Raw genomic sequence first — 26,479 nt, 5'->3', positions numbered from 1 at the left:
TGCCTCTCTTAATCGTAATCAACACGCAAATAGCCTCGCGATGTAAATATCCCTTCCGCGGGTTTATTGCCGGTAATGCTGACCGGCCACGCACGAATGCCCACCTGCGCCTGCGCGGCGTCATCCAGACGGAACGGGATGGTACTGCCCAGCGAATTTGGCGTTAGCGGATTACCGTTTGCATCAGCAACCACGAAACCTAAATCGGGATTGTCGGAGACCAACGCATTCCCCGATACTTTTTCAGCTTCGATACGCATCGTCAGGTACGCATTGGCTTCCACGTTGGTGCATTTAATTCCGATAGTTTTGCTCTGTGCAGGCACACTCGGTGGACGCTGCCCGGCGCCAGCCTGAGAAAAGAGCGATGCGCCAATGTCGCCAAAGTCAAACTCGACCACATTACCGGCGTTAATTTCACAGCTTTGCGGCACTTCAATGGTGCCGCTGTAGCTGATGGTGTAAACGACGGTGGTGAGCGGATCGGCACTTGTCGTAGTGACATAGACCCTGAACATGGTCTGCTGAGGGATCACCACCATATTGATAAAGCGCCGTGTCACTTTAAGACGGAAAACCAGCTTGGAATCCGTTACCGGAAACGCTTTGTTTTTCGAGACATTCGGGTGCGAACCCATCTGGATGTAACGCACCGGAGGATAAAACTCCCCCGCATAGTCATCCGTTATCTTCATGGCACCATCAAGATATTCATTCAGTTTTACATACTGGAATTTATCTTCCACGCTGGTAATCGGGAGATCGGTGGTATAACTTCGCATGGTCGTGTTGCCAGAGGTTCCCTTTGGGCAAATGGCGTTGACACCCACCAAACCCGACTTCTGCGACAGCGTAACTATCTGCCCCACCTGGTTATTCGCGCTGGTAAAAACATCCGTCAGGTTATAGGCAATATCTTTTGCAACGCCCTCCGAATTCGCACACACCGTCGCCCAGGCGGGAAGCGCCGTCATTCCCAGACATGCCGCCGCCAGTGCAAGGGCGCCTTTCATACTCTTATTCACGTTCACAGCGTGCTCCCATCATGGTAATCGCCTGATTTAAACTCTCCTGCGGGAGCGTATAAGTTGCCCGGCAGCGTTCCTGCGCGCTGTCGCCCCACTGAATGAGCAGCTCCCCGCTCAGCGGCAAACCGCTGAGGTAAATTTGCCCCTCTTCACCCACCATGCTGGTGACGCCACTGTTGACTTCACGCACGATTGCGCCAAACGGCACCACGCGATCGCCACGCCGCACCGTGATCAGCGCACGCACACCGATTCGCGTATCAAACGCCGCACGCACCAGCGCGCCGCGGGTGGGCACCACGCTGCTGACGTTGTTTTCCACATCCGTATGGTCATTCATGGAGTTGGTATCCAGCGCCACGCGGTTATAGCGATACACGGTGGCGTAAGGCATAACGGCGTATCCGCGCCAGTCGGTTTTCACCCCAGTCTGGTTTTCGATTTTCACGCCGCTCGCCCCCGGCGCTTTAATCAGCACGTTGGTATCGCCCAGCGGCTGGCTAAAGGTCACACCATCGGCATGACCGACCACGCCACCGGCCAGTTGCCAGTTAAAATCATGCTGATCGCGCGAATAGTTGTAGCCTGCACCGACTGTGCCGTAAGTCGCCTGCCAGTTTGCAGATGCGCTGCCGCTCGATCCATTGTTGCTGGTATGGCCCTGGGTCACGCTGTAATTCAGGTTGCGTCCTTCCAGTAACGTGCCGCTGACGCCGGTTTGCCAACTGCTATCACCGTCTTTATTGCGGCTCGCGGAGGCAGTGGCATAGGCACGATCCAGCACGCTATCGCGACGATAGCCGTTCGGCGTAAACAGACTGAACGGAATAGAGACGTTCGCAGAAACAATTCGATCGGTGCCGTCGATACCTACCGAGCGGTTCCACGACCAGGTCAATGAGTAGCTGACGCCTTTCCAGCCACCGGCATAACCAAGCTGATACCAGATATTGGAATCGCTGGTTCCCCAGTAGGTTTGTTCACTACCGGAGAGATAGACCGAACCGTAATCCCCCAGCGATTGCGAAATGTTGACCTGGAAACGCCCTTTTTTACTCCAGGTAAGGTTGTGATAGCTCACGACATCCGGCACGCCGTTTTTATCGTTTTCTGTGTCGGAATACTCATACCCGGACATCCGTTTCCACGCCACGTCATCAAGGGTATAAAAACCGCGCGTCGAGTAGCGATAGCCCAGCAACTGGAAGTTGGTACCGTAGCCGTTCAGGGATTTTGCGTACAAGAAACGCAGAGACTGCCCTTCATGCCAGCTATCATCGGCTAACTGGCTACGCGCATGGGTGACATCAAGAGAAATCGCGCCCCAGTCACCGAGGTTTTTGCCCGCGCCAATCGCCGCCGCCGCGTAGCGCGAGGCCATCTGCGTGCCGCCGTAAACGGTATAACCGCCCGGCAGACCGACAATCATCGTGCCCTGACCAAAGAATGGCGTATCTTTTTGGCTATTCCCGCTGCGGTACTCCCCGGCGACCAGGTCATACTTCAGTCGTCCTTCACGTTGCAGCAATGGCACCGTGGAATAAGGCACGGTGTAGCGCTGCTGGCTACCGTCTTTCTCCTCAACGGTCACCTCCAGGTCACCGCTCGAAGAGGTCGGGTTCAGGTCGCTTATCGCAAAAGCGCCCGGCTGGACGTAGCTTTGATAAATCACATAGCCGTTCTGGCGAATCACCACCTTCGCAGGCGTGCGCGCTATGCCGCGGACGGTCGGCGCGTAGCCCTGCAGGCTGTCCGGATACATACTGTCTGAGGAGTAAAGCCGCCCACCGCGAAAACCGATGCTGTCGAACACGTCATTGCCGGTATTACTGTCGCCCAACACCATTTCGCTTTTCAGCGGGATAATCGAGCGCTGAAGCCAGGTTCCGATATTTTCCCACTCGCTGTGGCGATGGCCGTTATTACGGGTATAGCGCCACGCGCCGTTATTACGCAACCGCCACGGGCCATAGTTCAGGCCGCTTTGCAAATTGAGGTAGTGGCTATCGTCATCGCTGCCTTTGTTGCCGGTGAGACTGTAGTTCAACAGCAGCGCAGGAATCCCTTCGTCCCACTCGTCTGGCGGAATATAACCGCGTGCACTGTTGCTCATCGCCGCCTGAGGCAGGCTGAGTCGCAGGCGTAGCGAGGCGAAGTCAAACGCCACCACGCTCCCCGGCAGCAGTGTTTCCAGCGCCACACAGTTTCCTTTCGGCTCACTGGCCAGCGCCGGGAAGGCCGTCATGTTGACACCCAGGCGCTGTAAGAAATCGCGCTGAATACAGGGTGCAAGGCCCGCTGCAGGCGGTGGCGCGCCCTCGGCGGCGACAAACGTGAGATCCTGGGTACCGATAAATTCATCGTTGCGCCAGATATCGACGCGATAAACACCCGGCGCTTGCTGGTGCCCTTGTTCAAAACGCGAAAGATCGGCCACCGAGGCCGTATCTTCCGACAAAAATGCGGGGTTAAAGTAGCTTTCGCCGCGCCCGTTGGGTGACCAGAGCGCCGCCATCACAGCCAGCGTCAGCATACTGAGCGGGTGGTGGATTTTCATGGTGTCGGCCTGCCCTGGCTTCATCAGAGATTTACGCGGTGAACGGGCGTGATCGCGCCGTAATCATTCACGCTCTGCCATGAAAGCGTGCCGCTCGCTGAGGCCGGAATTGCCTGTTGAGCACTGTTTTTCGGCGCAATCATCAGATTGTTAATGCGCTGACCGCCAAGCTGCAAATTGACCAACGTAACGTAATAAGGCGACGCATTGGTCACCTTCAAATGCGTGCCGCTACGCTCAAAACGCAGATGCGAGAGGGCTTCTTCCGGCGGCATCGCCAGATTTTTCGGGCGAACGAACAGTTTGATGCGCGACAAAATCGCCAGTTGCAGAACGTTCTTCCCTTCGATATTCGCTTTGTTAACGGAAGGAATCGCCTTCACGTTCATCCAGAACAGCGACTCGCGGTCGGACGGCAGAGGCTGACCGGCGTAAATAATACGCAGGGTGTTTTCACTTTTTGGCTCGCTGACGAACAGCGGCGGCGTCACGACAAATGTTGATTCTTTTTTCCCGAGGTCGTTTTCAATCCATGCGTTAATTAAATAACGTTCTTTATCGTTGCTGTTAGTGATGGCCAGCGAAGTCTGTTTAGCATCCGCTGGATAAATAACGCGCGTAGCGCCCAGTGCCACTCCCCCGGATGCCTGTGCAGGCAATGAGACACACAGCAGTAAAAATGACAGGGCCATGCTTGATTTAATAAATGCGTTAATCACAACAATACCTTTTCTTTATTTGACGCTTCAGGGATAAAGCAGCGTAAACCAGACATCAGACTGAATGGCGCCAGGCATAACCTTGCCGGAAATAGCCCGATAGCGTGCGCTGAAATGAAATATCAGCTCATCATCATTAATGGGAAAATAGGAAACCGGCTGGGCATTCGGAATAATGTGCCGCTGGCTATTATCAAATAACGCCAGCCCTACCCCACTGTTTGGTTGACGGCCATCGACGCGCGAAGTGGTCATAAACACCAGCGGATCTTCCGTCGGCGTTAGCCCCTGGAAGGCTATCCCCACGGTCTGCGAGACATCTTTTCGGCAGTCGACCAGGCGCAGCGTAAACGGCACCTGCGTGGTGGCAAAACTTCCCGGCCCGGTAAACGCGTTGGTCCGGTACTGCCCCATCTCAATGCGCATATTCTGGCTTTCAGTGGCGACAGCACAGGCGCTATTAACCAGCTCACCGCGCATTTGTACCTTTCCACCTTCGATGACAACTCTGTGCGCCAGCGCGGGCAGAGAAAGCATCAGCGTGGCCAGCAGGAACACAATCCCTCTCATTCGTGGCTCTCTTCAGGTGATTCGAGCCTCATCCCTGAGGCAAAGTCACTCCCTGTATTAGCGATTACTCGTACTTCATCACAAAGGTCGCGTCCGCATTCGCCTGACCCGGCTCTGCGGTATCCGCCGTCGCTTTGTAGCGCGCGGTGAAGTTCAGGGTGTTGGTGCCCTGCAGCAGAGTCTGCGCAGAGGAGAAGGTTGCGCCATCCGGGCTCAGGGTTTTCGATTTGCTGTCGAGGATCTCGATACCCACGCCTTTCGCCGCGGTATTGTTGTTGGAAGAGTTCACTGCCAGCAGCGTTGCGTCGGTAGCGTCAGCCTGGCCGCTAAATGCCACAGCAGCGGTAGCCGAAACGCTCGGATCGCAATCGTTCAGAACGATGGTGAACGGTATATTGGTGGTGGTATCGCCGACCGCAGTAAATTTCGCCGTGCGATACTGGCCCAGTTCAACAATTTGATCTGAAGACTCAGTATTTACCGCACACGCTGCGTTGACTAATTCACCTTTAAAGTGAACGCTGCCGCCATTAACGGAAACCGGCGCAGCCTGTGCGGCACCCGCCATTAATACGAAAGACGCCATCACAGTAGAGGCAATAGTACTCAGTTTCATAGGTATTCCTTGATGAATTAAAACATTGTGACGAACCGAATATCCTGTACGACTCGCATGACATAGCACGGCAAATAATTGCCAGACCGCATAACCTCAGCATCCCTGAGAGAGTTAAAAACACTGCCAAATAACAGGCAGCGTGATATTCCGGCGATAACACCGGAAGAATTTTATTTCGAGGGTAAGGTACAGAAATTAAATAAGAGAAAATACGTATAAACACTGAGCTCAGGCTAAGCCACGTCCTAATTTTCACCAGGACAAAACCGCACAATCAGTAAGACAATCGCCAGCGGGAAGGGCTTTCGCGCGAAAACTCGTAAAGGATGACTGACAGAAAGCCCCGCATCTGACAAAATATGGCCATCCCCCTTTCGAAAGTGACAGATGGAATCTTCTCTCTGATGGCAGCTAAGATTATTGACGGTAAAACGATTGCGCAGCAGGTGCGCTCTGAGGTTGCGGAAAAAGTACAGGCGCGCGTTGCAGCAGGAAAACGTGCCCCCGGGCTTGCCGTTGTGCTGGTTGGCAGCAACCCGGCCTCACAAATTTATGTCGCAAGCAAACGCAAAGCCTGCGACGAAGTGGGGTTCGTCTCCCGCTCTTATGACCTGCCGGAAACCACCAGTGAAGCCGAGCTGCTGACGCTTATCGACACCCTGAATGCCGACAAAACCATTGATGGCATCTTAGTGCAACTGCCGCTTCCGGCAGGCATCGATAACGTAAAAGTGCTGGAGCGTATTGCGCCTGATAAAGACGTTGACGGTTTCCATCCGTATAATGTGGGCCGCCTGTGCCAGCGCGCGCCGCGTCTGCGTCCGTGCACGCCGCGTGGTATCGTTACGCTGCTTGAGCGCTACAACATCGACACCTATGGGCTGAATGCCGTCGTTATTGGCGCATCCAACATCGTCGGTCGCCCGATGAGCATGGAGCTGCTGCTGGCCGGTTGCACCACCACCGTGACTCACCGCTTCACCAAAAACCTGCGTCACCACGTTGAAAATGCTGACCTGTTGATTGTCGCCGTCGGTAAGCCTGGCTTTATTCCGGGTGACTGGATCAAAGAAGGCGCAATCGTCATGGACGTCGGCATTAACCGACTGGAAAATGGCAAAGTGGTGGGCGATGTGGTCTTTGAAGATGCGGCAAAACGCGCGTCTTACATTACCCCGGTTCCGGGCGGCGTCGGCCCGATGACCGTTGCAACACTTATTCAGAATACGCTTCAGGCCTGTGAAGAGTATCACGACGTCGAGGAAGCATAATGGCCACATTCTCTTTAGGAAAACACCCGCACGTAGAACTGTGCGATCTGCTGAAACTGGAAGGCTGGGCCGAAAGCGGCGCGCAGGCGAAAATCGTCATTGCCGATGGCCAGGTGAAAGTTGACGGCGCGGTTGAAACGCGCAAACGCTGCAAAATTGTCGCCGGGCAAACGGTGAGCTTTGCGGGGCAGAGCATTACCGTTACGGCGTAAGCCGAATGATACCCGGCACCCTGCCGGGTATTCCCCACTCCCCTTGTGGTCAATTCTCGATCAACTTCAAAAAATCACAATCTCCTATGACGACGCCTCATAATCTTGTTGCGGAAATTTTACCTTTCTCCGACCATAAGTAGAACGTTCTAGTAGAACGTTCTACTTACAATAACAGCGCGATTTACGCGCAATTCATTATCTCCAGTCGGGGGAACGGGTATGGGTTTGCTGTCCGGTATTGTTAAATCATTGTCAAAACTATCGATGATTGGTCGCGCATTAATGCTGCCAATCTCACTCCTGCCCGCGGCCGGTTTGCTGCTGGCGTTCGGTGATAAATTCCATTTGCCGCTAATGATGAACGCAGGCGGGGTTATTTTCGATAACCTGCCGATGTTGTTCGCGATTGGTTCGGCAGTGGGGCTGGCGTCGGAATCGGGTATCGCGGCACTCTCTGCCGCCGTTTCGGTGTTTGTCACCAATATCACCATCGGTACCGTGCTGAACATTACGCCGGAAATGGCGTCTCAGGGCGGGAAATATGCGATGGTGGTCGGCATACCAACGCTGCAAATGGGCGTCTTTGGCGGGCTGATTTGCGGTATTCTCGCGGCCTGGTGTTATAACCGCTTCCATGCCATGCAGTTGCCGGAATTTCTGGGATTCTTCTCCGGTAAACGTTTTGTCGCCATTGCCACCGCGGTGCTGTCATTCCTGCTCGGCCTGCTATTGCCCTACGTCTGGCAGCATATTCAGGCGGGTATTGATGCGCTCTCCACGGTGGTGAACGGTGATAATCAGGCAGCCTCTACGTTTATTTTTGGTCTGGTCGAACGCGCGTTGATTCCGCTCGGCCTGCATCACATCTGGTATCCGTCTTTCTGGTACTCTTTTGGGGATTACACTACTCAGGCAGGCCAGGTGATCCACGGCGATCAGACAATCTGGTTTAAAATGCTGGAAGAAGGCGTGAAATCCTTTAGCAGCGACACCTACCAGAATGCCGGTAAATTCATGCAGGGCGAATTCCCGCTGATGCTTTTTGCGCTGCCTGCGGCATGTCTGGCGATGTATCACGAAGCGAACAGCAAAAACAAAAAAATTGCTTTCGGTATTCTGTTCTCTGCGGCCCTCACCTGCTTCCTGACCGGGATCACTGAGCCGGTCGAGTTCACCTTTATTTTCGTTGCGCCTATCCTTTACGTCTTTAACGCCATCATGGCCGGGCTGGCGTATATGTGTATGTTCCTGTTGCACGCGCACATTGCCAAATCCTTCTCAGCTGGGATGATTGACTATATTTCGTTCGGCATTCTGCCGTCGTTTAACGGTTATCAGACCAACTTCCTGAGCGCAGCAATCGTCGGTATCCCGATGGCGATTATCTACTACTTCACTTTCCGCTTTGTGATCCGCCGCTTTGATATCAAAACGCCGGGACGTGCAGACGTTGTCGCCGATGCGAAAGATAAAACTGATACCGAGCTGGCAACGGAAATTATTGCCTTGCTGGGCGGCGCGCAGAATATCGATTCGGTCGGTTCCTGTATTACCCGCCTGCGTCTGGAGGTGTCACAGGGGGATAAAGTCGATAAGGATGGCCTGAATGGCGTCGGGGCGCGCGGTGTGGTCTTCGTCGGGGATAAAGGCATTCAGGTTATTTTCGGGGCCAGAGCACAGTTTATCGCGCAAACCATGTCCACGATGATTGGCAAATAATACTATGCCGATCGACGACACCTCCGTTACGCTTGAGGGGGCGTCGTGGCATGAATCGATCATTTTCAGGGAGCGGAATTGAAGAAAGTCAGCATTATTGATGTCGCAAAACAGGCAGGCGTATCGGTGTCGACCGTGTCGCTGGTGCTGCGTCAGAAAGGGAAAATTTCTGACGCGACGATCGGCAAAGTGCAGGCCGCTATCGAGGCGCTGGGCTACGTTCACAACGTCGCGGCCGCCAACCTTCGCGCGAATACTTCCAATCTGATTGGTCTGATCCTTCCTGATTTCAGCGATAGCTTCTCCATTAAAGTGATGGCAAGCATCGTGCAAGAGCTGGAAAAACAAGGGTTTATGGTTTTTCTCGGCCAGCCGCTCAACAGTCATGATCATTTAGAGCGCTGCCTGCTGTCATTTAAACAGCAGGGCGTGGCGGGCGTTATCTACCTCGCGTCCGATGCCTTCAGCCTTCATATTCCAGACAAAATTCGCCACTGCCCACTGCCGTATGTAGTCGTTTCCCAGTCGCCGCTTGATGAGCAGTGCAACCTGGTGATGCGCGATAACCGTCAGGCCGCCGTCCTTGCCGCACGTTATCTGATTGAGCGCGGACATCGCAGCATTGCCTACATTGGCGGGCGCGAAGACGATTTAATTCGCCAGCAGCGGCTGGCGGGTTTTCGCAGCGTGTTAACGCAGTATGGCCTGTTGAATCGCGAAGAGGCGACGCCATGCTGTAGCGAAGATACTCATGCAGCAAGCCTCGTTACGCGCCAGTTGCTGGAAAAAAACAACACCATCACCGCCCTGCTGTGCCATTCACCAGCGGCAATGATTGGCAGCATAAGCGGGATTCACCAGATTGGGCGCACCGTGGGGAAGGATGTCTTTCTGACTCAGCAGGTCGCGCTGATTGGCTTTGAAGATATGCTTAACGTGAATCTCACCTCGCCCTCTTTTACCTATGTCTCATCATCAAGCGAAGAGACCGGGCGGCAGGCCGCGGGGTTGATTATCCGTAAGCTCAAAGAGCCGGAACTGCAAACGCAGAAAATTACGCTTTCCGGGCAATTGATTACGCGGGAATCAGCTTAATTTCAGAATCGTGCGCGGGCCTTACTGCGCCCGTTTGCTGCTATATTCTCCTGATTTATCCGGGAATGTTTCACCATGCCAACCATTATCACACACGCCGCCGTTCCTCTGTGCCTGGGTTTAGGCCTTGGCAGCAGAGTTATCCCACCCCGATTACTGTTTACCGGCATTGTTCTCGCTATGCTCCCCGACGCCGACGTGCTGGCATTTAAGTTTGGCGTGGCTTATGGCAACGCTTTTGGTCATCGCGGGTTTACCCACTCGCTACTTTTCGCTTTGGTGGTTCCGCTACTTTGCGTACTGATTGGCCGACGGTGGTTCCGGGCCGGACTGATTCGCTGCTGGCTATTTCTGACCGTATCGCTGCTATCGCACAGCCTGCTGGATTCAGTGACAACGGGCGGGAAAGGCGTCGGCTGGCTGTGGCCGTGGTCGGATGAACGCTTCTTTGCGCCGTGGCAGGTGATAAAGGTCGCGCCGTTTGCACTGTCGAGCTATACGACGGCATATGGGCATCAGGTGATTATGTCGGAACTGCTTTGGGTGTGGCTGCCGGGCGTGGTGTTGTTGATGGGGATATTGTGGTGGCAAAAGCGTTGAAGGGTGCGTGCTGATGCCCTCACCCCGGCCCTCTCCCACAGGGAGAGGGAGAAAACCGTACATCCATTACCACCTGCGCTATCGGCCCGTTCTTCCAGAGGGTGAAGGCGAAAACTGCACTTAGTTTACCACTGGCTCTGTCGGTCCCCTGCGGGCCATCTTCCAGCACGATTCCCATCTCATTCAGACGGTCACGCGCCGCATCCGCAGCCGACCAGTCCTTCGCTTTACGCGCGTCGAGACGCTGCTGAATAAGGGCTTCGATTTCCGCGACTTCATTGTCATCCGCCTGAGCACCACTTTGCAGGAAGGCTTCTGGATCTCTCCCACAGGGAGGGGGAGAAAACTGCACTTAGTTTACCACTGGCTCTGTCGGTCCCCTCTCCCTGAGGGAGAGGGTTAGGGTGAGGGGTTACTTACGACGCCACGTCGTTCCCTGCGGGCCATCTTCCAGCACGATTCCCATCTCGTTCAGACGGTCACGCGCCGCATCCGCCGCGGCCCAGTCTTTCGCTTTACGCGCGTCGAGACGCTGCTGGATCAGGGCTTCGATTTCCGCGACTTCACCGTCATCCGCCTGTGCACCGCTTTGCAGGAAGGCTTCTGGCTCTTGTTCCAGCAAACCGAGAACAGCCGCGAGCGTACGCAGACAGGTTGCGGCCGCATTCGCTTCTTCACTGTTGCCTGCCTGTTTGGCATTGTTCACTTCTTTCGCCAAATCAAACAGCACGGCGTAAGCCACCGGGGTGTTGAAATCGTCGTCCATCGCCTCTTTAAAGCGATCGACATACTGCGCGCTGCGAACAAATTCAACATCCGTTGCCGAGGTGCCGCGCAGCGCCGTGTAAAGACGCTCCAGTGCGGAACGCGCCTGTTTCAGGTTGTCTTCGCTGTAGTTCAACTGGCTACGATAGTGGCCGGACATCAGGAAGTAACGCACGGTTTCCGCGTCGTAATACTTCAGCACGTCACGCACGGTAAAGAAGTTGCCCAGCGATTTTGACATCTTCTCGCGGTCAACCATCACCATCCCGGAGTGCATCCAGTAGTTGACGTATTCGCCATCGTGCGCACAGGTAGACTGGGCGATTTCGTTTTCGTGGTGCGGGAACATCAGGTCAGAACCGCCGCCGTGGATATCAAAATGATGCCCCAACTGTTTGCAGTTCATCGCAGAGCATTCAATGTGCCAGCCCGGACGACCTTCGCCCCACGGCGACGGCCAGCTCGGCTCGCCCGCTTTCGACATCTTCCACAGCACAAAGTCCATCGGGTTACGTTTCACTTCCGCGACTTCGACACGCGCGCCGGCCTGCAACTGCTCCAGATCCTGACGCGACAACTTGCCGTAGTTCGGATCGGTCGGCACGGAGAACATCACGTCACCGCTCTCAGCGACATACGCGTGACCGCGTTCAATCAGACGTTCAGTAATCTCGATGATTTCATGAATATGGTGCGTCGCACGCGGTTCAGCATCCGGGCGCAGAATGTTCAGGGCATCAAAATCTTTATGCATTTCGACAATCATGCGATCGACTAACTGCACAAAACTTTCGCCGTTTTCATTGGCGCGCTTGATGATTTTATCGTCGATATCGGTGATGTTGCGGACGTATTTCAGTTTGTAGCCAAGAAAACGCAGGTAACGCGCGACCACATCAAAGGAAACAAAGGTACGTCCATGACCGATATGACAGAGATCGTAAACGGTAATACCACACACGTACATGCCGACTTCACCGGCGTGAATAGGCTTAAATTCCTCTTTTTGGCGGGTCATTGTATTGAAGATTTTTAGCATCGATAATTCCATGTTGACGTGTGTGATCTGGGCTTGCGCCTGAAACGGCGTATTCTACCTTTAATTCAACTCTGAAGCAGCACACATTGCAAGGTGATCGAACCTCGCGGTTATGCTATAACAGGCGCCTATATACGACTCGCACGCGAGTTAACGCACCACTATAACGGAACAGGATGCAGAAATGGTTACTTTCCACACTAATCACGGCGATATCGTAATCAAAACGTTTGATGACAAAGCGCCGGAAACAGTTAAAAACTTCCTGGACTACTGCCGCGAAGGTTTCTACAACAACACGATTTTCCACCGTGTTATCAACGGCTTTATGATTCAGGGCGGCGGCTTTGAGCCGGGCATGAATCAGAAAGCGACCAAAGAGGCTATCAAAAACGAAGCCAACAATGGTCTGAAAAACACCCGTGGTACGCTGGCAATGGCGCGTACTCAGGCTCCGCACTCCGCAACCGCGCAGTTCTTCATCAACGTCGCTGACAACGACTTCCTGAACTTCTCCGGCGAAAGCCTGCAGGGTTGGGGCTACTGCGTATTCGCAGAAGTCGTCGAAGGTATGGACGTGGTTGATAAAATCAAAGCTGTCGCCACGGGCCGCAGCGGCATGCACCAGGACGTTCCTAAAGAAGACGTTGTTATCGAAAGCGTGACCGTCAGCGAGTAATCGTGGCGACACTCTTTATTGCAGATTTGCACCTGCAAACAGAAGAACCGGCGATCACCGCCGGTTTTCTGCGTTTTTTAGCCGGTGAAGCACGTCACGCCGATGCGCTCTATATTCTCGGCGATCTCTTCGAAGCCTGGATTGGCGACGACGACCCAAATCCTCTGCACCAGCACATTGCCCGCGCTATAAAAGCGCTGGTCGATTCCGGCGTTCCCTGTTATTTCATTCACGGTAATCGTGATTTCCTGCTCGGCAAACGCTTTGCCCGAGAAAGCGGCATGACGCTTCTGCCAGAAGAACAACGCCTGGAACTGTATGGTCGCCCGGTTCTGATACTGCACGGCGATACCCTTTGCACCGATGACGCAGGTTATCAGGCGTTTCGCGCCAAAGTGCATACGCCGTGGATTCAAAAACTCTTCCTGATGCTGCCGCTGTTTTTCCGCCAGAAAATTGCCGCCCGCATGCGCGCCGATAGCAAAGCCGCTAACAGCCATAAATCAATGGAAATTATGGATGTTAACCCGCAGGCCGTTGTGGATGTGATGGAAAAGCACCACGTGCAGTGGCTGATCCACGGGCATACCCATCGCCCGGATGTGCATACATTGACCGCCAACGGCGAACCCGCGTATCGCGTGGTACTGGGCGCGTGGCATACGGAAGGGTCAATGGTGAAAGTTAGCGAGAAAGATGTCGAGTTGATTGCTTTTCCATTTTAGTGACTCCGCGACAAAAGCCCGCCTCATGCCCACGCAACCGTTTTCCTTGCCCATTTTCCATGCTATTCTCTGTGCCCTACATCGTCGTGTGCAGCACACCCACAGGAGTTTTAAGACGTATGTCTTCCCGCAATAATCCGGCACGTATCGCTATCGTGATGGGGTCCAAAAGCGACTGGGCTACCATGCAGTTTGCTACCGAAGTTCTTGATATCCTGAATGTTCCCCACCATGTCGAAGTGGTCTCCGCCCACCGCACGCCCGATAAACTGTTCAGCTTCGCCGAAAGCGCGGAAGAGAACGGCTATCAGGTGATCATCGCGGGCGCTGGCGGCGCGGCGCATCTGCCGGGCATGATTGCGGCTAAAACCTTAGTACCGGTGCTGGGTGTGCCGGTACAAAGCGCTGCCCTGAGCGGCGTCGATAGTCTCTATTCCATCGTGCAAATGCCGCGCGGTATTCCGGTCGGAACGCTGGCGATTGGTAAAGCGGGGGCCGCTAACGCCGCCCTGCTGGCTGCGCAAATTCTTGCCCAGCACGATGCCGAACTGCATCAACGCCTGGTCGACTGGCGTCGCGCACAAACCGATGAAGTGCTGGAAAACCCAGACCCACGAGGTGACGCATGAAGCAGGTTTGCGTACTGGGCAACGGCCAGCTAGGCCGCATGCTGCGTCAGGCTGGCGAGCCGCTGGGCATTGCCGTGTGGCCCGTCGGTCTGGAAGCCTCGCCGGAAGCGGTGCCGTTCCAGCAGAGCGTCATCACCGCTGAAATCGAACGCTGGCCGGAAACCCCGTTAACCCGCGAGCTGGCGCTGCATCCGGCATTCGTCAACCGCGACGTCTTCCCAATCATTGCCGATCGCCTGACGCAAAAGCAGTTGTTCGACAAACTCAGCCTGCCGACCGCACCGTGGCAACTGCTGGCCGGGCAAAGCCAATGGCCTGCCGTTTTCGAACGCCTGGGTGAGCTTGCGATCGTCAAGCGTCGCACCGGTGGCTATGATGGTCGCGGGCAGTGGCGCTTGCGTGCCGATGAGACCGCTCAGTTGCCTGACGAATGCTATGGCGAATGTATCGTTGAGCAGGGCATTAATTTCTCCGGTGAAGTCTCCCTTGTGGGCGCGCGCGCTCACGACGGCAGCACCGTGTTCTATCCGCTGACTCACAACCTGCATCAGGATGGCATTCTGCGCATGAGCGTGGCTTTCCCGCAGGCGAACGCACAGCAGCAAAATCAGGCCGAAAGCATGCTCTCGGCAATCATGCACGAGCTGAACTACGTGGGTGTGATGGCGATGGAGTGCTTCGTTACTCCTGCCGGGTTGCTGATTAACGAACTGGCTCCACGCGTGCACAACAGTGGACACTGGACGCAAAACGGTGCCTCTATCAGTCAGTTTGAATTGCATCTGCGTGCCATCACCGACTTACCGCTGCCGCCGCCGGTGGTGAATAGCCCGTCCGTGATGGTTAACCTGATAGGCAGCGATCTGAACTACGACTGGCTGAAGCTGCCGCTGGTGCATCTGCACTGGTACGATAAAGAGGTTCGCCCAGGCCGTAAAGTGGGCCACCTCAACCTGAACGACAGCGATACCGGACGTTTAAGCGCGACGCTTGAAGCGGTTACCCCGCTGCTACCGCCAGAATACGCCAGTGGAATTAGCTGGGCACAGTCAAAACTGGTTTAAGCCTAACGTGCCGGGGAACAATCCTCCCCTTCCCCGGCTCCCGTCACAAGCGTAGAATCCCGTCCGAGTCTCCCTCCCGATTTTTACAGAAGGATTTGCCCATGAATAATGGGACGGATTACCGGGCTATTTTGACCGCCGGTACCCCCATCATTGACGTTCGCGCCCCCGTTGAGTTTCAGCAAGGCTCGCTGCCTGCGGCAATCAACCTGCCGTTGATGAACGATGAAGAGCGTGCAGCAGTCGGTACCTGCTATAAACGCCAGGGCCCCGACGCGGCTTTAGCGCTGGGACACCAGTTGGTGTCAGGCGAGATACGCCAGGCGCGCATTGATGCATGGCGGAAAGCCTGCGCACGTTTTCCACACGGTTATCTTTGCTGCGCGCGCGGCGGCCAGCGTTCGCATATCGTGCAGGCATGGTTAACAGAGAGCGGCGTCGATTATCCACTGATTGTCGGTGGCTACAAGATGCTGCGCCAGGCGGCGATTCAGGCTACCGACGAACTGGTTCAGCATCCGATCGTGTTGATTGGCGGCTGTACCGGAAACGGCAAAACGCCGCTGGTGCGCAATCAACCTTTTGGTATCGACCTGGAAGGGCTGGCACACCATCGCGGTTCATCCTTTGGCCGCACACTGGACGCGCAGTTTCCGCAAGCAACCTTTGAGAACCATCTTGCCAGCGCGTTGCTTCAGCGTAGCGAAGGACGCGAAACGGTGCGTTGGGTGCTCGAAGATGAAGGTCATATGATTGGCGCGAATCATCTCCCGGAGAGCCTGCGCGAACGCATGGCGCAATCGCCGATTGCGGTGGTGGACGATCCCTTTGAACTGCGCCTTGAACGCCTGCGCGAAGAGTATTTTACGCATATGCATCAGGCCTTTATTGAGGCATTTGGCGAAGAGAAAGGTTGGGGGGAGTACAGTGAGTATTTGCATCACGGATTGTTCGCCATTCGTCGCCGCCTTGGTCTGCAACGCTTCGCCGAACTGACGCAACAGCTCGATCAGGCACTTGTTGAGCAACAGCAGAGCGGCTCAACCGAACCGCACTTTGCCTGGCTGGTGCCGCTGCTCAATGAATACTACGACCCGATGTACCGCTATCAACTGGAGAAAAAGGCCAGCAAGATAGTCTTTCGCGGCACATCGGAGGCGGTTGAGCATTGGTTGTCGGGGCATTAATAAGTGTCGGGTGGCGCTTCGCTTACCCGACATCCGAATGGATGCGAGATGTAGGCCGGATAAGGCGTTTACGCCGCATCCGGCAAAAAAGCACCATTCTTAACGCCGTTCACGCTTATCCGCCCGCTTCGCCAGCCAGTCGCCCAACATCTGCACCACCTGTACCAACACAATCAGCGCGATAACGGTCACGACCATCACCTGGGTTTCGTAACGGTAATAGCCGTAGCGAATCGCCAGGTCACCCACCCCGCCGCCGCCGACAATTCCCGCCATCGCCGAGTAGCCGATTAAGCTCACCAGCGTAATGGTCAGGCCGCGCAGCAGACCGGCGCTGGCTTCCGGCAGAAGCACGGTGCAGATAATCCGCATCGGGCTGGCACCAAACGCTTCAGCGGCTTCGATAATGCCTTTATCCACTTCGCGCAGGGCGCTATCAACCAGCCGCGCATAGAACGCTATCGCCGCCACGGAAAGCGGCACCGACGCCGCAATCGGCCCGATGGTGTTACCGAGCAAAAACTGCGTCAATGGCAGCAGCAACACCAGCAGGATCACAAACGGTACCGAGCGGATGATATTCACCAGCACTGACGACACCAGGTACACAAAGCGATTTTGCCAGAAGAGATGCCTGTCGGTGACAAAAATCAGAAAACCGAGCGGCAGGCCGCCGACAATCGCCAGCACCGTCGAAATACTCAGCATCTGGAAAGTTTCGTTAAACGCCAGCGTTAAGTCCGGCAGTAAATCATCCACGGATCACCTCCACCTGTGCCGTATTTTCCCGAATATAGGCCACCGCCGCATCCACTGACGTAGGGTTATGCGGTGCGGTCAGTTGCACCACTAAAATTCCCAGCGCCCGCTCGGCGATATACTCAATTTTGCCGTGCAGAATATTCACCGCCACGCCAAACTTCACCGCCACTTCCGACAGCACCGGTTGCTCGGCGGAATCGCCGATAAACAGAATTTTCAGCAACTGGCCCGGCAGATGTTCACGCAGGCGCTCGGGCAGCGTCAGGTTCAGGGTGTGCGACACCAGTTGCCGGGTGAACGCATGCTGCGGATGGGCGAAGACGTCAAATACTTCGCCGGATTCCACCACTTCCCCGCTGGACATCACCGCCACGCGATCGCAGATGGTTTTGATCACGTTCATTTCATGGGTGATCAGCACGATCGTGATCCCAAGCTTCACGTTGATCTCTTTCAGCAGCGCCAGAATGGTTGCGGACGTTTCCAGATCGAGCGCGGATGTCGGTTCATCACACAGCAGTACGTCCGGGTGATTTGCGATGGCGCGGGCAATCCCCACGCGCTGTTTCTGCCCACCGCTGAGCTGCACCGGATAACGGTTTGCTTTATCAGCAAGCCCCACCAGCGACAAAATCTCGGTCACGCGCGGCGCAATTTTATCGCGATCCCAGCCCGCCGCTTTCAGGCTGAAGGCGACGTTTTGCGCCACGGTTCGCGTGTGCATCAGGTTAAAGTGCTGGAAAATCATACCAATTCGCTGACGCGCTTTACGCAGGTTTGCACCTTCAAGCGCAGAGATTTCCACGCCGTTAACCTTAACGCTACCCTCGCTCGGGCGCGTTAAGGCGTTAAGCGTGCGCAGTAGCGTGCTTTTCCCCGCCCCGCTGGTGCCGACAATACCGAAGATTTCGCCCGCACCGATATGCAGGCTGACGTTATTCACCGCCCGCGTAGACGGGCCGTGTCCGGTGGAGAAATCCACACAGACCTTTTCTATCTCAATCATACTCACCTCAGAAATGCGAAAAGGGCAGACGCGTCTGCCCTGTCAGGTTGCGTCCTGCGATTATTTCGCGTCAGACATCCATTCGGGTTTCTGGAAGGCGCTATAAATATTTTTCGGATCATCTATTACTGCACGGTAGGCCGGGGATTTCACCGCCTCGACGATATCTTTGGCGAACGGTTTATCCGCATCTTCGCTGCGCACGGCAATAATATTTTTCAGGTTCTCGTCCAGATGCTCTTGTTTGAGTGCACTGGAGAGATCAAGCCCCGCCGCCACCGCAAAGTTACCGTTCACCAGTGCGCCGGTAACGCCATCAAGCGTACGCGGCAACTGCGCGGCTTCCAGCGGTTTGAATACCAGCCCTTTCGGGTTGCTGGCGATATCGCGCTCGGAGGCTTTGGTGGGATCAATATTCGGTTTAATGGTGATAAGGTCGAGCGATTGCAGGAAACGCAGGCCGCGCGCGAGGTTGGTCGGGTCATTGGAAAGGGTGATGATATCGCCCTTCTTCAGCTCATCCAGGCTCTTCACCTTACGGGAATAGAAGCCCATGCCCGCCGTGGGAACCACAATCAGCTTCGTCAGCTTGAGGCCTTTGTCGGTGGTGAATTTATCGAAATAGAGTGAATGCTGGAACAGGTTGGCGTCGATGCTGCCGTTAGATAACGCCATATTCGGCTGGACGTAGTCGCTAAATTCGCGGACCACGACTTTATACCCTTTCTCTTTCAGCGATGGCGCTATCGCCTGCTTCACCATGTCGCCATACGGCCCCGGCGCAACGCCGAAAACTATCGTATGCGGGTCGCTGTTGGCATGGGCAAACTGTAATCCACAGGCCAGCAGCAGGGCTCCGGTCGCGACGCGTAAACTCTGACGCAATCCCATAACTTCTCCATTTTAAACGTTGTGATGTCGTGCATATCGCCGTGCGATGCGGCGCTGTTGTTATGTCCACAAAAGGGGCAATCGTTAACATGACACAGTTCACAACCTGCTGTCCTTGAAATTATTTCATGATATTTCGAAGTATGTCTTAAAGGGGCGCTGAGAGGGGATATGCGTTTAATAACAATGCTTAGTTGTAAATAGCAAAAAGCCGGGCAATGCCCGGCTTTTGATAGCGGAAACGACTTAGAAGTCGTAACGCAGACGAACCAGGTTCATATCACCCAGGTTGTCGGTGCTGGAGGTAAACACGTGTTCGTAGTCAACACGGAAACCGTAATCCAGCTGGAAGCTGATACCTACGCCGTTGTCGGTACGCAGGTAGTTACGACCATTCACGTATTCAATACGGTCACCCATGAAGTACGGCTGGATGGATTTAACTGCGTATTGACCAATCGGGAAGGTGTAACCCGCGAAGTATTCCAGACCCCACGCGTCGCCCGCGAAGTAATCTTTCGCGTCGATTTTCTTGGTGGTCATGAAGTTCTGGTACCAGCCGCCGCCCAGGGCGAAGGTCCAGTTGTCTGGTTTCCAGCTAAACGCGGTACCGACGATGTTCTGATCGTAGGTTTTGCTGCCCTGATCGTCACCGCGCATTTCCGCACGGGTGTAGTTCCAGGACGTACCCCAGGTCAGGTCTTTGGTAATGTGGTAATCCACACCCAGAGAACCGCCGCCACGACGTTTGTATTTCAGGCCGTTGTTAGGGTTAAGATCATCGCTGAACAGGTAAGACGCGTAGAGATCAACGTCGCCTACAGTTTTCTTATATTTCAGAGATTTACGGGTACGATAAGAACCATCGTAGTCACCGTTGATACCGTTACCCGGAGCCTGACCGATCATGTCGTAGTCCCAGATATCGGTTTTCGCGCCAACCACATCATAGTAGATGCTGTTCTGTTGGCCGAAGGTCAGCGTACCCCAGGTATCGCTTTTCAGACCGGTGTAGAGCATACGACGGGTGGTGTCGTTTGCGCCATCAGCGTAGTGGTTATCCCAGTTGAACATCGCCGGGAAGTTAACACCCAGTTCGTAGTAGCTTATCCAGCTAATATCATCGAACAGGTAGTAATCAGCCGCGAAACGGAAACGGGTGCCGCCATCGAAGCCATTACGTTTGTAGCCGTTCGCACCATCATCCCCGGTCATGTTCTGGAACTGAGGACGGATACTCCCGCCAACGGTGAAGTTAAGACGGCTCAGCGGATCGCCAGCCTGCGGATCAGCTTTTAAAACGGTGATTTCCGCCTGAGTTGCGAAAGTCGTCAGTGCCACTGCTGCGCCGATCGATAATGCCAGCGCTTTTATTTTTATGGACATGGTTGTTCCTTGGATAGGTTAACTGCCATTTATTTAGCCAGTGAATATTATCGTGTCTAAATGAACTTATCTTTACCGTTTTTTAATGATTTGTGCGGTTAAAATGACGGTTCTATACAATCTGTGCCTTTATTGAACAATTCCATGGAACTTTTGGGGTTAAAGGTAAAAAGTGGGATTTAGCGCGCGGAATTTTTACGGGATGGAAGTTAAGTGGCGGCAGTTGCCCGGTGGCGCTAACGCTTACCGGGCCCCCGTGTAGGCCGGATAAGCGTCAGCGCATCCGGCAATCTCTTAGTGACTAAACTGGCGGAACAACGCTTTGCCTTTCAACAGGCGAATCCCCAGCCAACCGCCGCACAGTGAAAGCAGCACCGCGCCGCAAAGCGGCAGCGCCAGCCACAAGCGCCAGTCCGGCTCCCAGGGGAAATCAAACACGCGCGTTTGCAGCATCGCCAGCGCCGTCTCGGCGCCAATAGCCGCCACCAGCCCGGAGACCAGCCCCAGAAGCGCGAACTCTGCCCACAGCGTGGTGCGCAGCAACGGCTTGCTGGCCCCCAGCGTGCGATAGACCACCAGTTCCTGATGCCGCTGACGCATGCCCACCTGCACCTGTGCCAGCAACAGCAGCACGCCGCAGGCGGTCACCAGCACCACCATCACTTCAAGCGCGCGGCTTACCTGCTCCAGCACCTGCCCAACTTGTTTTAATATCGCGCCGATATCCAGCAGGCTAATGGTCGGAAACTCACGGTTCAGCTGCGTTAACAATGTATTTTTGCCATCCCAGCGGAAACTGGTGAGCCAGCTCTGCGGCTGACCGTCCAGCGCCCCGCTCGGGAAGATAAAGAAGAAGTTAGGCCGCAGGCTCTCCCAGTCTACTTTTCGTAAACTGGTGACCGTGGCGCTGAAATCCTGGGTGTCGCCGGTAAAGGTCACTTTATCGCCCAGTTTGATATTCAGACGCTTCGACAGCCCCTCTTCAATCGACACTTCCCCCGCTTTCGGCGGCCAGGTTCCGGCGACGATAGGGTTATGGTCGGGACGTTTATCCTGCCAGGTGAGGTTCAGCTCACGGTTGAGCGATTCATCTTTATTCCCTTCTGTGCTTTGACCGTTTATCTGGGTCAGACGCGCGCGAACGATGGGATAAAATGCCTCCGGAATCACCTGATGTTCTGCAAGGAACGTTTTCACCGGCTGCACCTGCTCCGGCGCGATGTTAATCAGGAAGTAGTTGGGGCTTTCGGGTGGCAACTGCTGTTGCCAGCGGTCAAGCAGATCGCCACGCAGCACCAGCAGCAACGCCAGTAACATGAAGGAGAGCGAAAACGCCGCTAGCTGACTCAGCGTCGACCAGGGCTGGCGCAGCAGGCGATTGACCGCCAGACGCAGCGGCAGCGCTTTCAGCGTTAAGCGCTTGAGCACGTTAAGCAGCATCCAGCCCAGCACGCCGCACAACAACGCCAGCACCACAGCGCCCGCCAACACTGACCACAGCAGTGGGCTACCGCCCATCAACCAGGCAAGCAGGCCGATAACCACCAGGCAAATCACCGGAATATAAAACTTCAGCGGCCAGACGCTGGCGACCACGTCGCGCCGCAGCACACGCAGCGGCTGCGTTGCCAATAACAGACGATAGGGCCGCAGACCGACCAGCAGCGAAATCACCACCATCGTGCCAATTGCCCACAACCACGGCCAGGCGCTGGCGGAAGGCAGCGCTGCCGGTAAAACCGGTTTGAGCAGAATCAATAATATATGTTCGAACAGCAGCCCCATCGCGCCGCCGGTAATGACCGCCAGCGTGAGCAGCAACAGCCACTGGCCGATAATCAGCTTGCGTAACTGCGCCCGCCCGGCACCCAGCGTTTTGAGGATTGCCACAAGGTCATAACGACTGCGGCAGTAGTGCCCCATCGCCACCGCGACAGCTGCCACCGCCAGCAGCAACGTTAACAGCGCGGAAAGCAACAGGAACTGCTGCGAACGTTCGAGCGATTTACCCAGCGCGCCTTCGTCCTGCTCAAGGCCATACCAGCGATGCTCAGGTTTCAGCTGCGGTAGTAGCCATTTTTCATAGCTCGCCAGCTGTTCTGGCGTGCCGCCAAATTTGTAGCGCCAGCTCACACGACTGCCAGGCTGCACTGCCCCGGTTTTTTCGACGTCAGCCATGTTCATCATCAGGCGCGGCGCCATCTGGAAAGGGTTGAAGCCCGCGTCCGGTTCCTGAACAATTTCTCCGGCGATGCGCAGCGTGGCATCACCGACATCAATCTCATCGCCGACCTTCAGGTTTAACAACGCCAGCAAACGCGGTGCCAGTAGCACAGTGCCGGGCTGTGGTTTTACCCCTTCCGGTTTGGTTTGCAGCGTGCCGTACATCGGATAAACACGGTCTACGGCTTTGACGTCAGCGAGCTGCGGAGTATTCCCCGCCCAGGTCATGGTTGAGAAACTAACCTGCTCGCCAACCTTTAACCCTTCTTCCCGCGCTTTATCGATCCAGGCAGCAGGCACTGCACGCGAACTGCGCAGCGCGCGATCGCCCGCCATATATTCACTGCTTTGCTGACTCAAGCCTTTTTCCAGGCGGTCGCTGATGCTGCCAAGCGCCAGCACGCAGGCCACCGCCAGGCTTAACGCCAGCCAGACAATCAGCAGCGACGGCGAGCGCCACTCCCGCCAGAACCAGCGTGCAATCATGCTTCCTCCCGCAATTCACCGTCCACGAGGCGTAAACGTCGATCACAGCGCGCCGCCAGTTGGGGATCGTGGGTCACGAGAATAAGCGTCGTGCCATGTTCGCGATTGAGAGAGAAAAGCAGGTCGGCAATTTTATCGCCCGTCTGCCTGTCGAGGTTGCCGGTGGGTTCATCGGCGAAGAGGAGATCCGGGCGGCCATTAAAGGCGCGTGCCAGTGCCACGCGCTGCTGTTCACCGCCCGAAAGCTGGGCGGGAAGATGATGCAGACGCTTGCCAAGGCCAAGTTGTTCGAGCAACGCTTTCGCGCCGCCCCGGCTCTGACTGTCACTTTCGCCACGCAGCAGCGCCGGAAGTTCGACGTTTTCCAATGCGTTAAGTGTCGGGATCAGCATAAAGGACTGGAAAACAAAACCGACATGCTGCGCCCGCAAACGTGCCCGCGCTTCTTCATCCAGCGCCGTCAGCGATTGCCCAAGCAGTTTTACGTCGCCACCGCTGCCGTCATCCAGCCCGGCGAGAATCGCCAGCAGCGTCGACTTCCCTGACCCCGACTCACCAATCAGGGCGATGGTCTGTGCCGGTTTGACAATCAGGTTAACTCCGGTAAGGATGGAAAGCTCATGCTCTCCCTGACCGACGGATTTCTTAAGATGATGAACTTCAAGCACGTTTTCCGCTGGCATTTGCCCGTCCTGTTTTTGATTCTGTTAAGCTTCCGCGCTGTCGCCGCAGACACGTTGTTGATTCTCGGCGATAGCCTGAGCGCGGGATATCGTATGGCCGCCAATACGGCCTGGCCTGCCCTGCTCAACAGCAAATGGCAGCCGAAAACAGAGGTGATTAACGCCAGCATCAGCGGCGACACCTCGGCACAGGGGCTTGCGCGCCTGCCCGCACTGCTGAAACAGCATAAACCGCGCTGGGTGCTGGTTGAGCTGGGCGGTAATGACGGCCTGCGCGGCTTCCAGCCTCAGCAAACCGAACAAACCCTGCGCACCATATTGCAGCAAATTAAAGCGGCCAACGCCGAGCCGTTGTTAATGCAAATTCGTCTGCCCGCAAACTACGGACGCCGTTATAATGAAGCCTTTAGCGCGATTTATCCGCAGCTTGCCCAGGAATTCACTATCCCACTGCTGCCCTTCTTTATGGAAGAGGTTTATCTCAAACCGCAGTGGATGCAGGATGATGGTATTCACCCCAATCGTGACGCCCAACCGTTTATCGCCGACTGGATGGCGACACGCCTGGCACCACTAGTTAATCACGACTCCTGAATATAAAGGGGCGTTCTCAGGTAAAGTTATGCAAAAAACGGTTTTAATTACAGGATGTTCAAGCGGTATTGGTCTGGAAAGCGCCCTTGAGCTGAAGCGCCAGGGATTTCGCGTGCTGGCGGCCTGCCGCAACCCTGCTGACGCCGCACGGATGAACGGCATGGGGCTTATGGGTATTGAGCTGGACCTCGATGACCCGGCAAGCGTCGACCGTGCCGCCGATGAGGTTATCGCCCTGACCGGCAATCGCCTGTTTGGCCTGTTCAACAACGCCGGTTTCGGCGTTTATGGCCCGCTCAGTACCCTGACCCGGACGCAACTGGAGCAGCAATTTTCCGCCAACTTTTTTGGCGCCCATCAGCTGACTCAGCGTCTTCTTCCGTCGATGATCCCGCATGGCGAAGGCCGCATCGTGATGACGTCGTCGGTCATGGGGCTTATTTCTACGCCCGGTCGCGGCGCCTATGCCGCCAGCAAATATGCACTCGAGGCGTGGTCTGACGCGCTGCGCATGGAGCTGCACACCACGGGCATAAAAGTGAGCCTGATTGAACCTGGCCCGATTCGTACACGCTTCACCGACAACGTGAATCAAATCGAGCAGGATAAACCGGTCGAGAACCCCGGCATTGCCGCGCGTTTTACGCTTGGCCCGGACGCGGTCGTGGAAAAAGTGCGTCACGCCTTTATCAGCGATAAACCCAAACTGCGTTACCCGGTGACGCTGGTTACCCATGCCGTTGGCTGGCTGAAGCGCCTGCTGCCGGCCCGCGCGATGGACAAAATTTTACGCGGCTAAGAGCCTGTCCCACCAGGCGTAATTGTTGCAGGCAGTTTGGACACGTACAGCGCGCAGAAACCGGAGCGTAAACGTAGTACGTGAGGATTTCGAGCACTGCCCGAGGCCAAACTGGCAAATAAAATAGCCGAATGGGATAGGTTCTAAGTTGAAGCCGAGCGCCGTGCCCCCATATATTACGGAAACCGACAAAAGAGAGTGGCTCATGTCCGTACAGAATATCGTCAATATTACCGAAGCTAACCTGCACCAGACGCTGGAACAATCCGTCACGACGCCGATTCTGTTCTACTTCTGGTCTGAACGCAGCCAGCACTGTCTGGAGCTGACGCCGGTGCTCGAAAGCCTTGCTGCCCAGTACAACGGTCAGTTTATTCTGGCAAAAGTTGACTGCGACGCTGAGCAGATGGTGGCTTCACAGTTTGGCCTGCGCGCTATCCCCACGGTTTACCTGTTCCAGAACGGTCAACCGGTGGACGGTTTCCAGGGCCCACAGCCGGAAGAAGCTATTCGCGCTCTGCTCGATAAAGTGCTGCCGCGTGAAGAAGAGCTGAAAGCCCAGCAGGCAATGGAGCTGATGCAGGAAGGCAACTATGCCGACGCGCTGCCGCTGCTGAAAGATGCGTGGTCCATGTCGAATCAGGATAGTCAGATTGGCCTGCTGCTGGCAGAAACGCAGATCGCCCTGAACCGTTCTGAAGACGCGGAAGCCGTACTGAAAACCGTGCCATTACAGGATCAGGATACCCGCTATCAGGGGCTGCTGGCGAAAATTGAATTGCTGAAACAGGCCGCGGACACGCCGGAAATTCAGCAGTTACAACAGCAGGTTGCACAGAACCCGGAAGATGCCGCCCTGGCATCGCAGCTGGCATTACAACTGCATCAGGTAGGCCGTAATGAAGAAGCGCTGGAACTGTTGTTCAGCCATCTGCAAAAAGACCTCGGCGCGGCTGATGGCCAGGCGCGTAAAATGCTGCAAGAGATCCTGGCCGCGTTAGGTACCGGTGATGCACTGGCGTCGAAGTATCGTCGTAAATTATATTCGCTGCTGTACTGATCTCGTGCTGGTTGGGGGGATTTGTGCGTACATTTGCCCCCTAACCCTCTCCCTGTACAGTCCGGGGACATAGTGAACACTTGTTCGGAGACATGGTAGACACTTACA

25 protein-coding genes and 1 pseudogene are annotated in these 26,479 nt (G+C 55.3%); 13 read left to right on the top strand and 13 right to left on the bottom strand.

Annotated features, from left to right (window positions below; all coding sequences use genetic code 11):
• Window positions 1-8 precede the first annotated feature (8 nt).
• The 5 genes from fimH to fimA form a co-directional block, all read right to left on the bottom strand.
• Entirely contained in the window at window positions 9-1,013 is a 1,005-nt protein-coding gene (gene fimH / locus DBY68_RS19205; protein WP_108474109.1) for a type 1 fimbria D-mannose specific adhesin FimH, read from the bottom strand.
• 4 nt (window positions 1,014-1,017) lie between these two features.
• Window positions 1,018-3,609 (bottom strand): fimbrial biogenesis usher protein, encoded by a 2,592-nt coding sequence (locus DBY68_RS19200; RefSeq protein WP_108474076.1) that lies wholly within the window; start codon window positions 3,607-3,609, stop codon window positions 1,018-1,020.
• Window positions 3,609-4,301 (bottom strand): type 1 fimbria chaperone FimC, encoded by a 693-nt coding sequence (gene fimC / locus DBY68_RS19195; RefSeq protein ID WP_108474110.1) that lies wholly within the window; start codon window positions 4,299-4,301, stop codon window positions 3,609-3,611. Before fimC ends, DBY68_RS19200 begins: the two co-directional genes overlap by 1 nt.
• Before the next feature lie 30 nt (window positions 4,302-4,331).
• A complete protein-coding gene (fimI, locus tag DBY68_RS19190) occupies window positions 4,332-4,874 on the bottom strand; it encodes a type 1 fimbrial protein subunit FimI (RefSeq protein WP_108474077.1) in 543 nt (180 codons plus the stop codon).
• A gap of 64 nt (window positions 4,875-4,938) precedes the next feature.
• Complete coding sequence (gene fimA / locus DBY68_RS19185) at window positions 4,939-5,490, bottom strand: type 1 fimbrial major subunit FimA (RefSeq protein ID WP_108474078.1); 552 nt, start codon at window positions 5,488-5,490, stop codon at window positions 4,939-4,941.
• 407 nt (window positions 5,491-5,897) lie between these two features.
• Here fimA and folD point away from each other — a divergent pair, with 407 nt between their 5' ends.
• The 5 genes from folD to DBY68_RS19160 all read left to right on the top strand — a co-directional run bounded on the left by folD (window position 5,898) and on the right by DBY68_RS19160 (window position 10,393).
• Complete coding sequence (gene folD, locus DBY68_RS19180; RefSeq protein ID WP_015965477.1) at window positions 5,898-6,764, top strand: bifunctional methylenetetrahydrofolate dehydrogenase/methenyltetrahydrofolate cyclohydrolase FolD; 867 nt, start codon at window positions 5,898-5,900, stop codon at window positions 6,762-6,764.
• On the top strand, window positions 6,764-6,976 hold the full coding sequence (gene ybcJ / locus DBY68_RS19175; RefSeq protein ID WP_108474079.1) for a ribosome-associated protein YbcJ: 213 nt from the start codon (window positions 6,764-6,766) through the stop codon (window positions 6,974-6,976). The genes folD and ybcJ overlap by 1 nt, the downstream gene beginning before the upstream one ends.
• Before the next feature lie 222 nt (window positions 6,977-7,198).
• Window positions 7,199-8,698 (top strand): PTS transporter subunit EIIC, encoded by a 1,500-nt coding sequence (locus tag DBY68_RS19170; RefSeq protein ID WP_108474080.1) that lies wholly within the window; start codon window positions 7,199-7,201, stop codon window positions 8,696-8,698.
• A 78-nt stretch (window positions 8,699-8,776) separates the two neighbouring features.
• Window positions 8,777-9,793 carry a substrate-binding domain-containing protein gene (locus tag DBY68_RS19165; RefSeq protein WP_108474081.1) on the top strand — a complete coding sequence of 339 codons (1,017 nt, stop codon included), beginning with the start codon at window positions 8,777-8,779 and terminating at the stop codon, window positions 9,791-9,793.
• Between the two features lie 75 nt (window positions 9,794-9,868).
• Window positions 9,869-10,393: a metal-dependent hydrolase gene (locus DBY68_RS19160; RefSeq protein ID WP_108474082.1), complete on the top strand. Its 525-nt coding sequence runs from the start codon at window positions 9,869-9,871 to the stop codon at window positions 10,391-10,393.
• A 142-nt stretch (window positions 10,394-10,535) separates the two neighbouring features.
• On the opposite strand, the pseudogene cysS (DBY68_RS19155) reads toward DBY68_RS19160, so the two are convergent.
• Both cysS (DBY68_RS19155) and cysS (DBY68_RS19150) read right to left on the bottom strand, forming a co-directional pair.
• A pseudogene (cysS, locus tag DBY68_RS19155) lies at window positions 10,536-10,718 on the bottom strand (cysteine--tRNA ligase); the annotation flags it as partial.
• An 87-nt stretch (window positions 10,719-10,805) separates the two neighbouring features.
• The gene (cysS, locus tag DBY68_RS19150; protein ID WP_108474083.1) at window positions 10,806-12,197 is read right to left on the bottom strand and encodes a cysteine--tRNA ligase; all 1,392 of its coding nucleotides are present in this window, start codon (window positions 12,195-12,197) and stop codon (window positions 10,806-10,808) included.
• 184 nt (window positions 12,198-12,381) lie between these two features.
• On the opposite strand from cysS (DBY68_RS19150), the gene ppiB reads away from it, so the two are divergent.
• The 5 genes from ppiB to mnmH all read left to right on the top strand — a co-directional run bounded on the left by ppiB (window position 12,382) and on the right by mnmH (window position 16,481).
• Complete coding sequence (gene ppiB / locus DBY68_RS19145) at window positions 12,382-12,876, top strand: peptidylprolyl isomerase B (RefSeq protein WP_015965485.1); 495 nt, start codon at window positions 12,382-12,384, stop codon at window positions 12,874-12,876.
• Window positions 12,877-12,878: 2 nt separating this feature from the next.
• Window positions 12,879-13,601 carry a UDP-2,3-diacylglucosamine diphosphatase gene (gene lpxH / locus DBY68_RS19140; protein WP_108474084.1) on the top strand — a complete coding sequence of 241 codons (723 nt, stop codon included), beginning with the start codon at window positions 12,879-12,881 and terminating at the stop codon, window positions 13,599-13,601.
• A 119-nt stretch (window positions 13,602-13,720) separates the two neighbouring features.
• Window positions 13,721-14,230 carry a 5-(carboxyamino)imidazole ribonucleotide mutase gene (gene purE / locus DBY68_RS19135; RefSeq protein ID WP_108474085.1) on the top strand — a complete coding sequence of 170 codons (510 nt, stop codon included), beginning with the start codon at window positions 13,721-13,723 and terminating at the stop codon, window positions 14,228-14,230.
• Window positions 14,227-15,294: a 5-(carboxyamino)imidazole ribonucleotide synthase gene (gene purK, locus DBY68_RS19130; protein WP_108474086.1), complete on the top strand. Its 1,068-nt coding sequence runs from the start codon at window positions 14,227-14,229 to the stop codon at window positions 15,292-15,294. Before purE ends, purK begins: the two co-directional genes overlap by 4 nt.
• Before the next feature lie 101 nt (window positions 15,295-15,395).
• Entirely contained in the window at window positions 15,396-16,481 is a 1,086-nt protein-coding gene (mnmH, locus tag DBY68_RS19125) for a tRNA 2-selenouridine(34) synthase MnmH (RefSeq protein ID WP_108474087.1), read from the top strand.
• A 99-nt stretch (window positions 16,482-16,580) separates the two neighbouring features.
• Here the strand turns inward: mnmH and DBY68_RS19120 are convergent, their stop codons facing one another.
• The 6 genes from DBY68_RS19120 to ybbA all read right to left on the bottom strand — a co-directional run bounded on the left by DBY68_RS19120 (window position 16,581) and on the right by ybbA (window position 23,918).
• Complete coding sequence (locus DBY68_RS19120; RefSeq protein ID WP_015965490.1) at window positions 16,581-17,240, bottom strand: methionine ABC transporter permease; 660 nt, start codon at window positions 17,238-17,240, stop codon at window positions 16,581-16,583.
• On the bottom strand, window positions 17,233-18,249 hold the full coding sequence (sfbB, locus tag DBY68_RS19115) for a virulence-associated ABC transporter ATP-binding protein SfbB (RefSeq protein ID WP_108474088.1): 1,017 nt from the start codon (window positions 18,247-18,249) through the stop codon (window positions 17,233-17,235). Before sfbB ends, DBY68_RS19120 begins: the two co-directional genes overlap by 8 nt.
• A gap of 60 nt (window positions 18,250-18,309) precedes the next feature.
• Window positions 18,310-19,140 carry a MetQ/NlpA family ABC transporter substrate-binding protein gene (locus DBY68_RS19110; RefSeq protein WP_108474089.1) on the bottom strand — a complete coding sequence of 277 codons (831 nt, stop codon included), beginning with the start codon at window positions 19,138-19,140 and terminating at the stop codon, window positions 18,310-18,312.
• 246 nt (window positions 19,141-19,386) lie between these two features.
• Window positions 19,387-20,526 carry a porin gene (locus tag DBY68_RS19105; RefSeq protein ID WP_108474090.1) on the bottom strand — a complete coding sequence of 380 codons (1,140 nt, stop codon included), beginning with the start codon at window positions 20,524-20,526 and terminating at the stop codon, window positions 19,387-19,389.
• 294 nt (window positions 20,527-20,820) lie between these two features.
• Entirely contained in the window at window positions 20,821-23,235 is a 2,415-nt protein-coding gene (ybbP, locus tag DBY68_RS19100; protein ID WP_108474091.1) for a putative ABC transporter permease subunit YbbP, read from the bottom strand.
• The gene (gene ybbA / locus DBY68_RS19095; RefSeq protein WP_015965495.1) at window positions 23,232-23,918 is read right to left on the bottom strand and encodes a putative ABC transporter ATP-binding protein YbbA; all 687 of its coding nucleotides are present in this window, start codon (window positions 23,916-23,918) and stop codon (window positions 23,232-23,234) included. Before ybbA ends, ybbP begins: the two co-directional genes overlap by 4 nt.
• On the opposite strand from ybbA, the gene tesA reads away from it, so the two are divergent.
• The 3 genes from tesA (at window position 23,886) to DBY68_RS19080 (ending at window position 26,371) form a co-directional block, all read left to right on the top strand.
• A complete protein-coding gene (gene tesA, locus DBY68_RS19090) occupies window positions 23,886-24,512 on the top strand; it encodes a multifunctional acyl-CoA thioesterase I/protease I/lysophospholipase L1 (protein WP_144052258.1) in 627 nt (208 codons plus the stop codon). The two genes, ybbA and tesA, sit on opposite strands and share 33 nt — an antisense overlap.
• A 28-nt stretch (window positions 24,513-24,540) precedes the next feature.
• Window positions 24,541-25,311, top strand: a complete 771-nt coding sequence (locus DBY68_RS19085; RefSeq protein WP_108474092.1) for an SDR family oxidoreductase — start codon at window positions 24,541-24,543, stop codon at window positions 25,309-25,311.
• Between the two features lie 205 nt (window positions 25,312-25,516).
• On the top strand, window positions 25,517-26,371 hold the full coding sequence (locus DBY68_RS19080) for a co-chaperone YbbN (protein WP_108474093.1): 855 nt from the start codon (window positions 25,517-25,519) through the stop codon (window positions 26,369-26,371).
• The last annotated feature ends 108 nt before the right edge of the window (window positions 26,372-26,479 follow it).

The organism is Pseudocitrobacter sp. RIT415, assembly GCF_003057695.2.
Classification (GTDB): domain Bacteria; phylum Pseudomonadota; class Gammaproteobacteria; order Enterobacterales; family Enterobacteriaceae; genus Pseudocitrobacter; species Pseudocitrobacter faecalis.
The sequence above is the reverse complement of the archived record's forward strand: the minus strand, read 5'-3'. Positions and strand labels throughout refer to the sequence as shown.

What these genes read in the sequence shown, in the direction of transcription:
- cysS (WP_108474083.1), bottom strand. Translation starts at nt 12,197, where the DNA reads ATGCTAAAAATCTTCAATACAATGACCCGCCAAAAAGAGGAATTTAAG.
- purE (WP_108474085.1), top strand. Translation starts at nt 13,721, where the DNA reads ATGTCTTCCCGCAATAATCCGGCACGTATCGCTATCGTGATGGGGTCC.
- DBY68_RS19160 (WP_108474082.1), top strand. Translation starts at nt 9,869, where the DNA reads ATGCCAACCATTATCACACACGCCGCCGTTCCTCTGTGCCTGGGTTTA.
- ybbA (WP_015965495.1), bottom strand. Translation starts at nt 23,918, where the DNA reads ATGCCAGCGGAAAACGTGCTTGAAGTTCATCATCTTAAGAAATCCGTC.
- DBY68_RS19080 (WP_108474093.1), top strand. Translation starts at nt 25,517, where the DNA reads ATGTCCGTACAGAATATCGTCAATATTACCGAAGCTAACCTGCACCAG.
- sfbB (WP_108474088.1), bottom strand. Translation starts at nt 18,249, where the DNA reads ATGATTGAGATAGAAAAGGTCTGTGTGGATTTCTCCACCGGACACGGC.
- fimH (WP_108474109.1), bottom strand. Translation starts at nt 1,013, where the DNA reads ATGAAAGGCGCCCTTGCACTGGCGGCGGCATGTCTGGGAATGACGGCG.
- DBY68_RS19200 (WP_108474076.1), bottom strand. Translation starts at nt 3,609, where the DNA reads ATGAAGCCAGGGCAGGCCGACACCATGAAAATCCACCACCCGCTCAGT.
- DBY68_RS19110 (WP_108474089.1), bottom strand. Translation starts at nt 19,140, where the DNA reads ATGGGATTGCGTCAGAGTTTACGCGTCGCGACCGGAGCCCTGCTGCTG.
- ybbP (WP_108474091.1), bottom strand. Translation starts at nt 23,235, where the DNA reads ATGATTGCACGCTGGTTCTGGCGGGAGTGGCGCTCGCCGTCGCTGCTG.
- folD (WP_015965477.1), top strand. Translation starts at nt 5,898, where the DNA reads ATGGCAGCTAAGATTATTGACGGTAAAACGATTGCGCAGCAGGTGCGC.
- DBY68_RS19105 (WP_108474090.1), bottom strand. Translation starts at nt 20,526, where the DNA reads ATGTCCATAAAAATAAAAGCGCTGGCATTATCGATCGGCGCAGCAGTG.
- fimA (WP_108474078.1), bottom strand. Translation starts at nt 5,490, where the DNA reads ATGAAACTGAGTACTATTGCCTCTACTGTGATGGCGTCTTTCGTATTA.
- ppiB (WP_015965485.1), top strand. Translation starts at nt 12,382, where the DNA reads ATGGTTACTTTCCACACTAATCACGGCGATATCGTAATCAAAACGTTT.
- fimI (WP_108474077.1), bottom strand. Translation starts at nt 4,874, where the DNA reads ATGAGAGGGATTGTGTTCCTGCTGGCCACGCTGATGCTTTCTCTGCCC.
- tesA (WP_144052258.1), top strand. Translation starts at nt 23,886, where the DNA reads ATGATGAACTTCAAGCACGTTTTCCGCTGGCATTTGCCCGTCCTGTTT.
- DBY68_RS19170 (WP_108474080.1), top strand. Translation starts at nt 7,199, where the DNA reads ATGGGTTTGCTGTCCGGTATTGTTAAATCATTGTCAAAACTATCGATG.
- mnmH (WP_108474087.1), top strand. Translation starts at nt 15,396, where the DNA reads ATGAATAATGGGACGGATTACCGGGCTATTTTGACCGCCGGTACCCCC.
- ybcJ (WP_108474079.1), top strand. Translation starts at nt 6,764, where the DNA reads ATGGCCACATTCTCTTTAGGAAAACACCCGCACGTAGAACTGTGCGAT.
- purK (WP_108474086.1), top strand. Translation starts at nt 14,227, where the DNA reads ATGAAGCAGGTTTGCGTACTGGGCAACGGCCAGCTAGGCCGCATGCTG.
- DBY68_RS19085 (WP_108474092.1), top strand. Translation starts at nt 24,541, where the DNA reads ATGCAAAAAACGGTTTTAATTACAGGATGTTCAAGCGGTATTGGTCTG.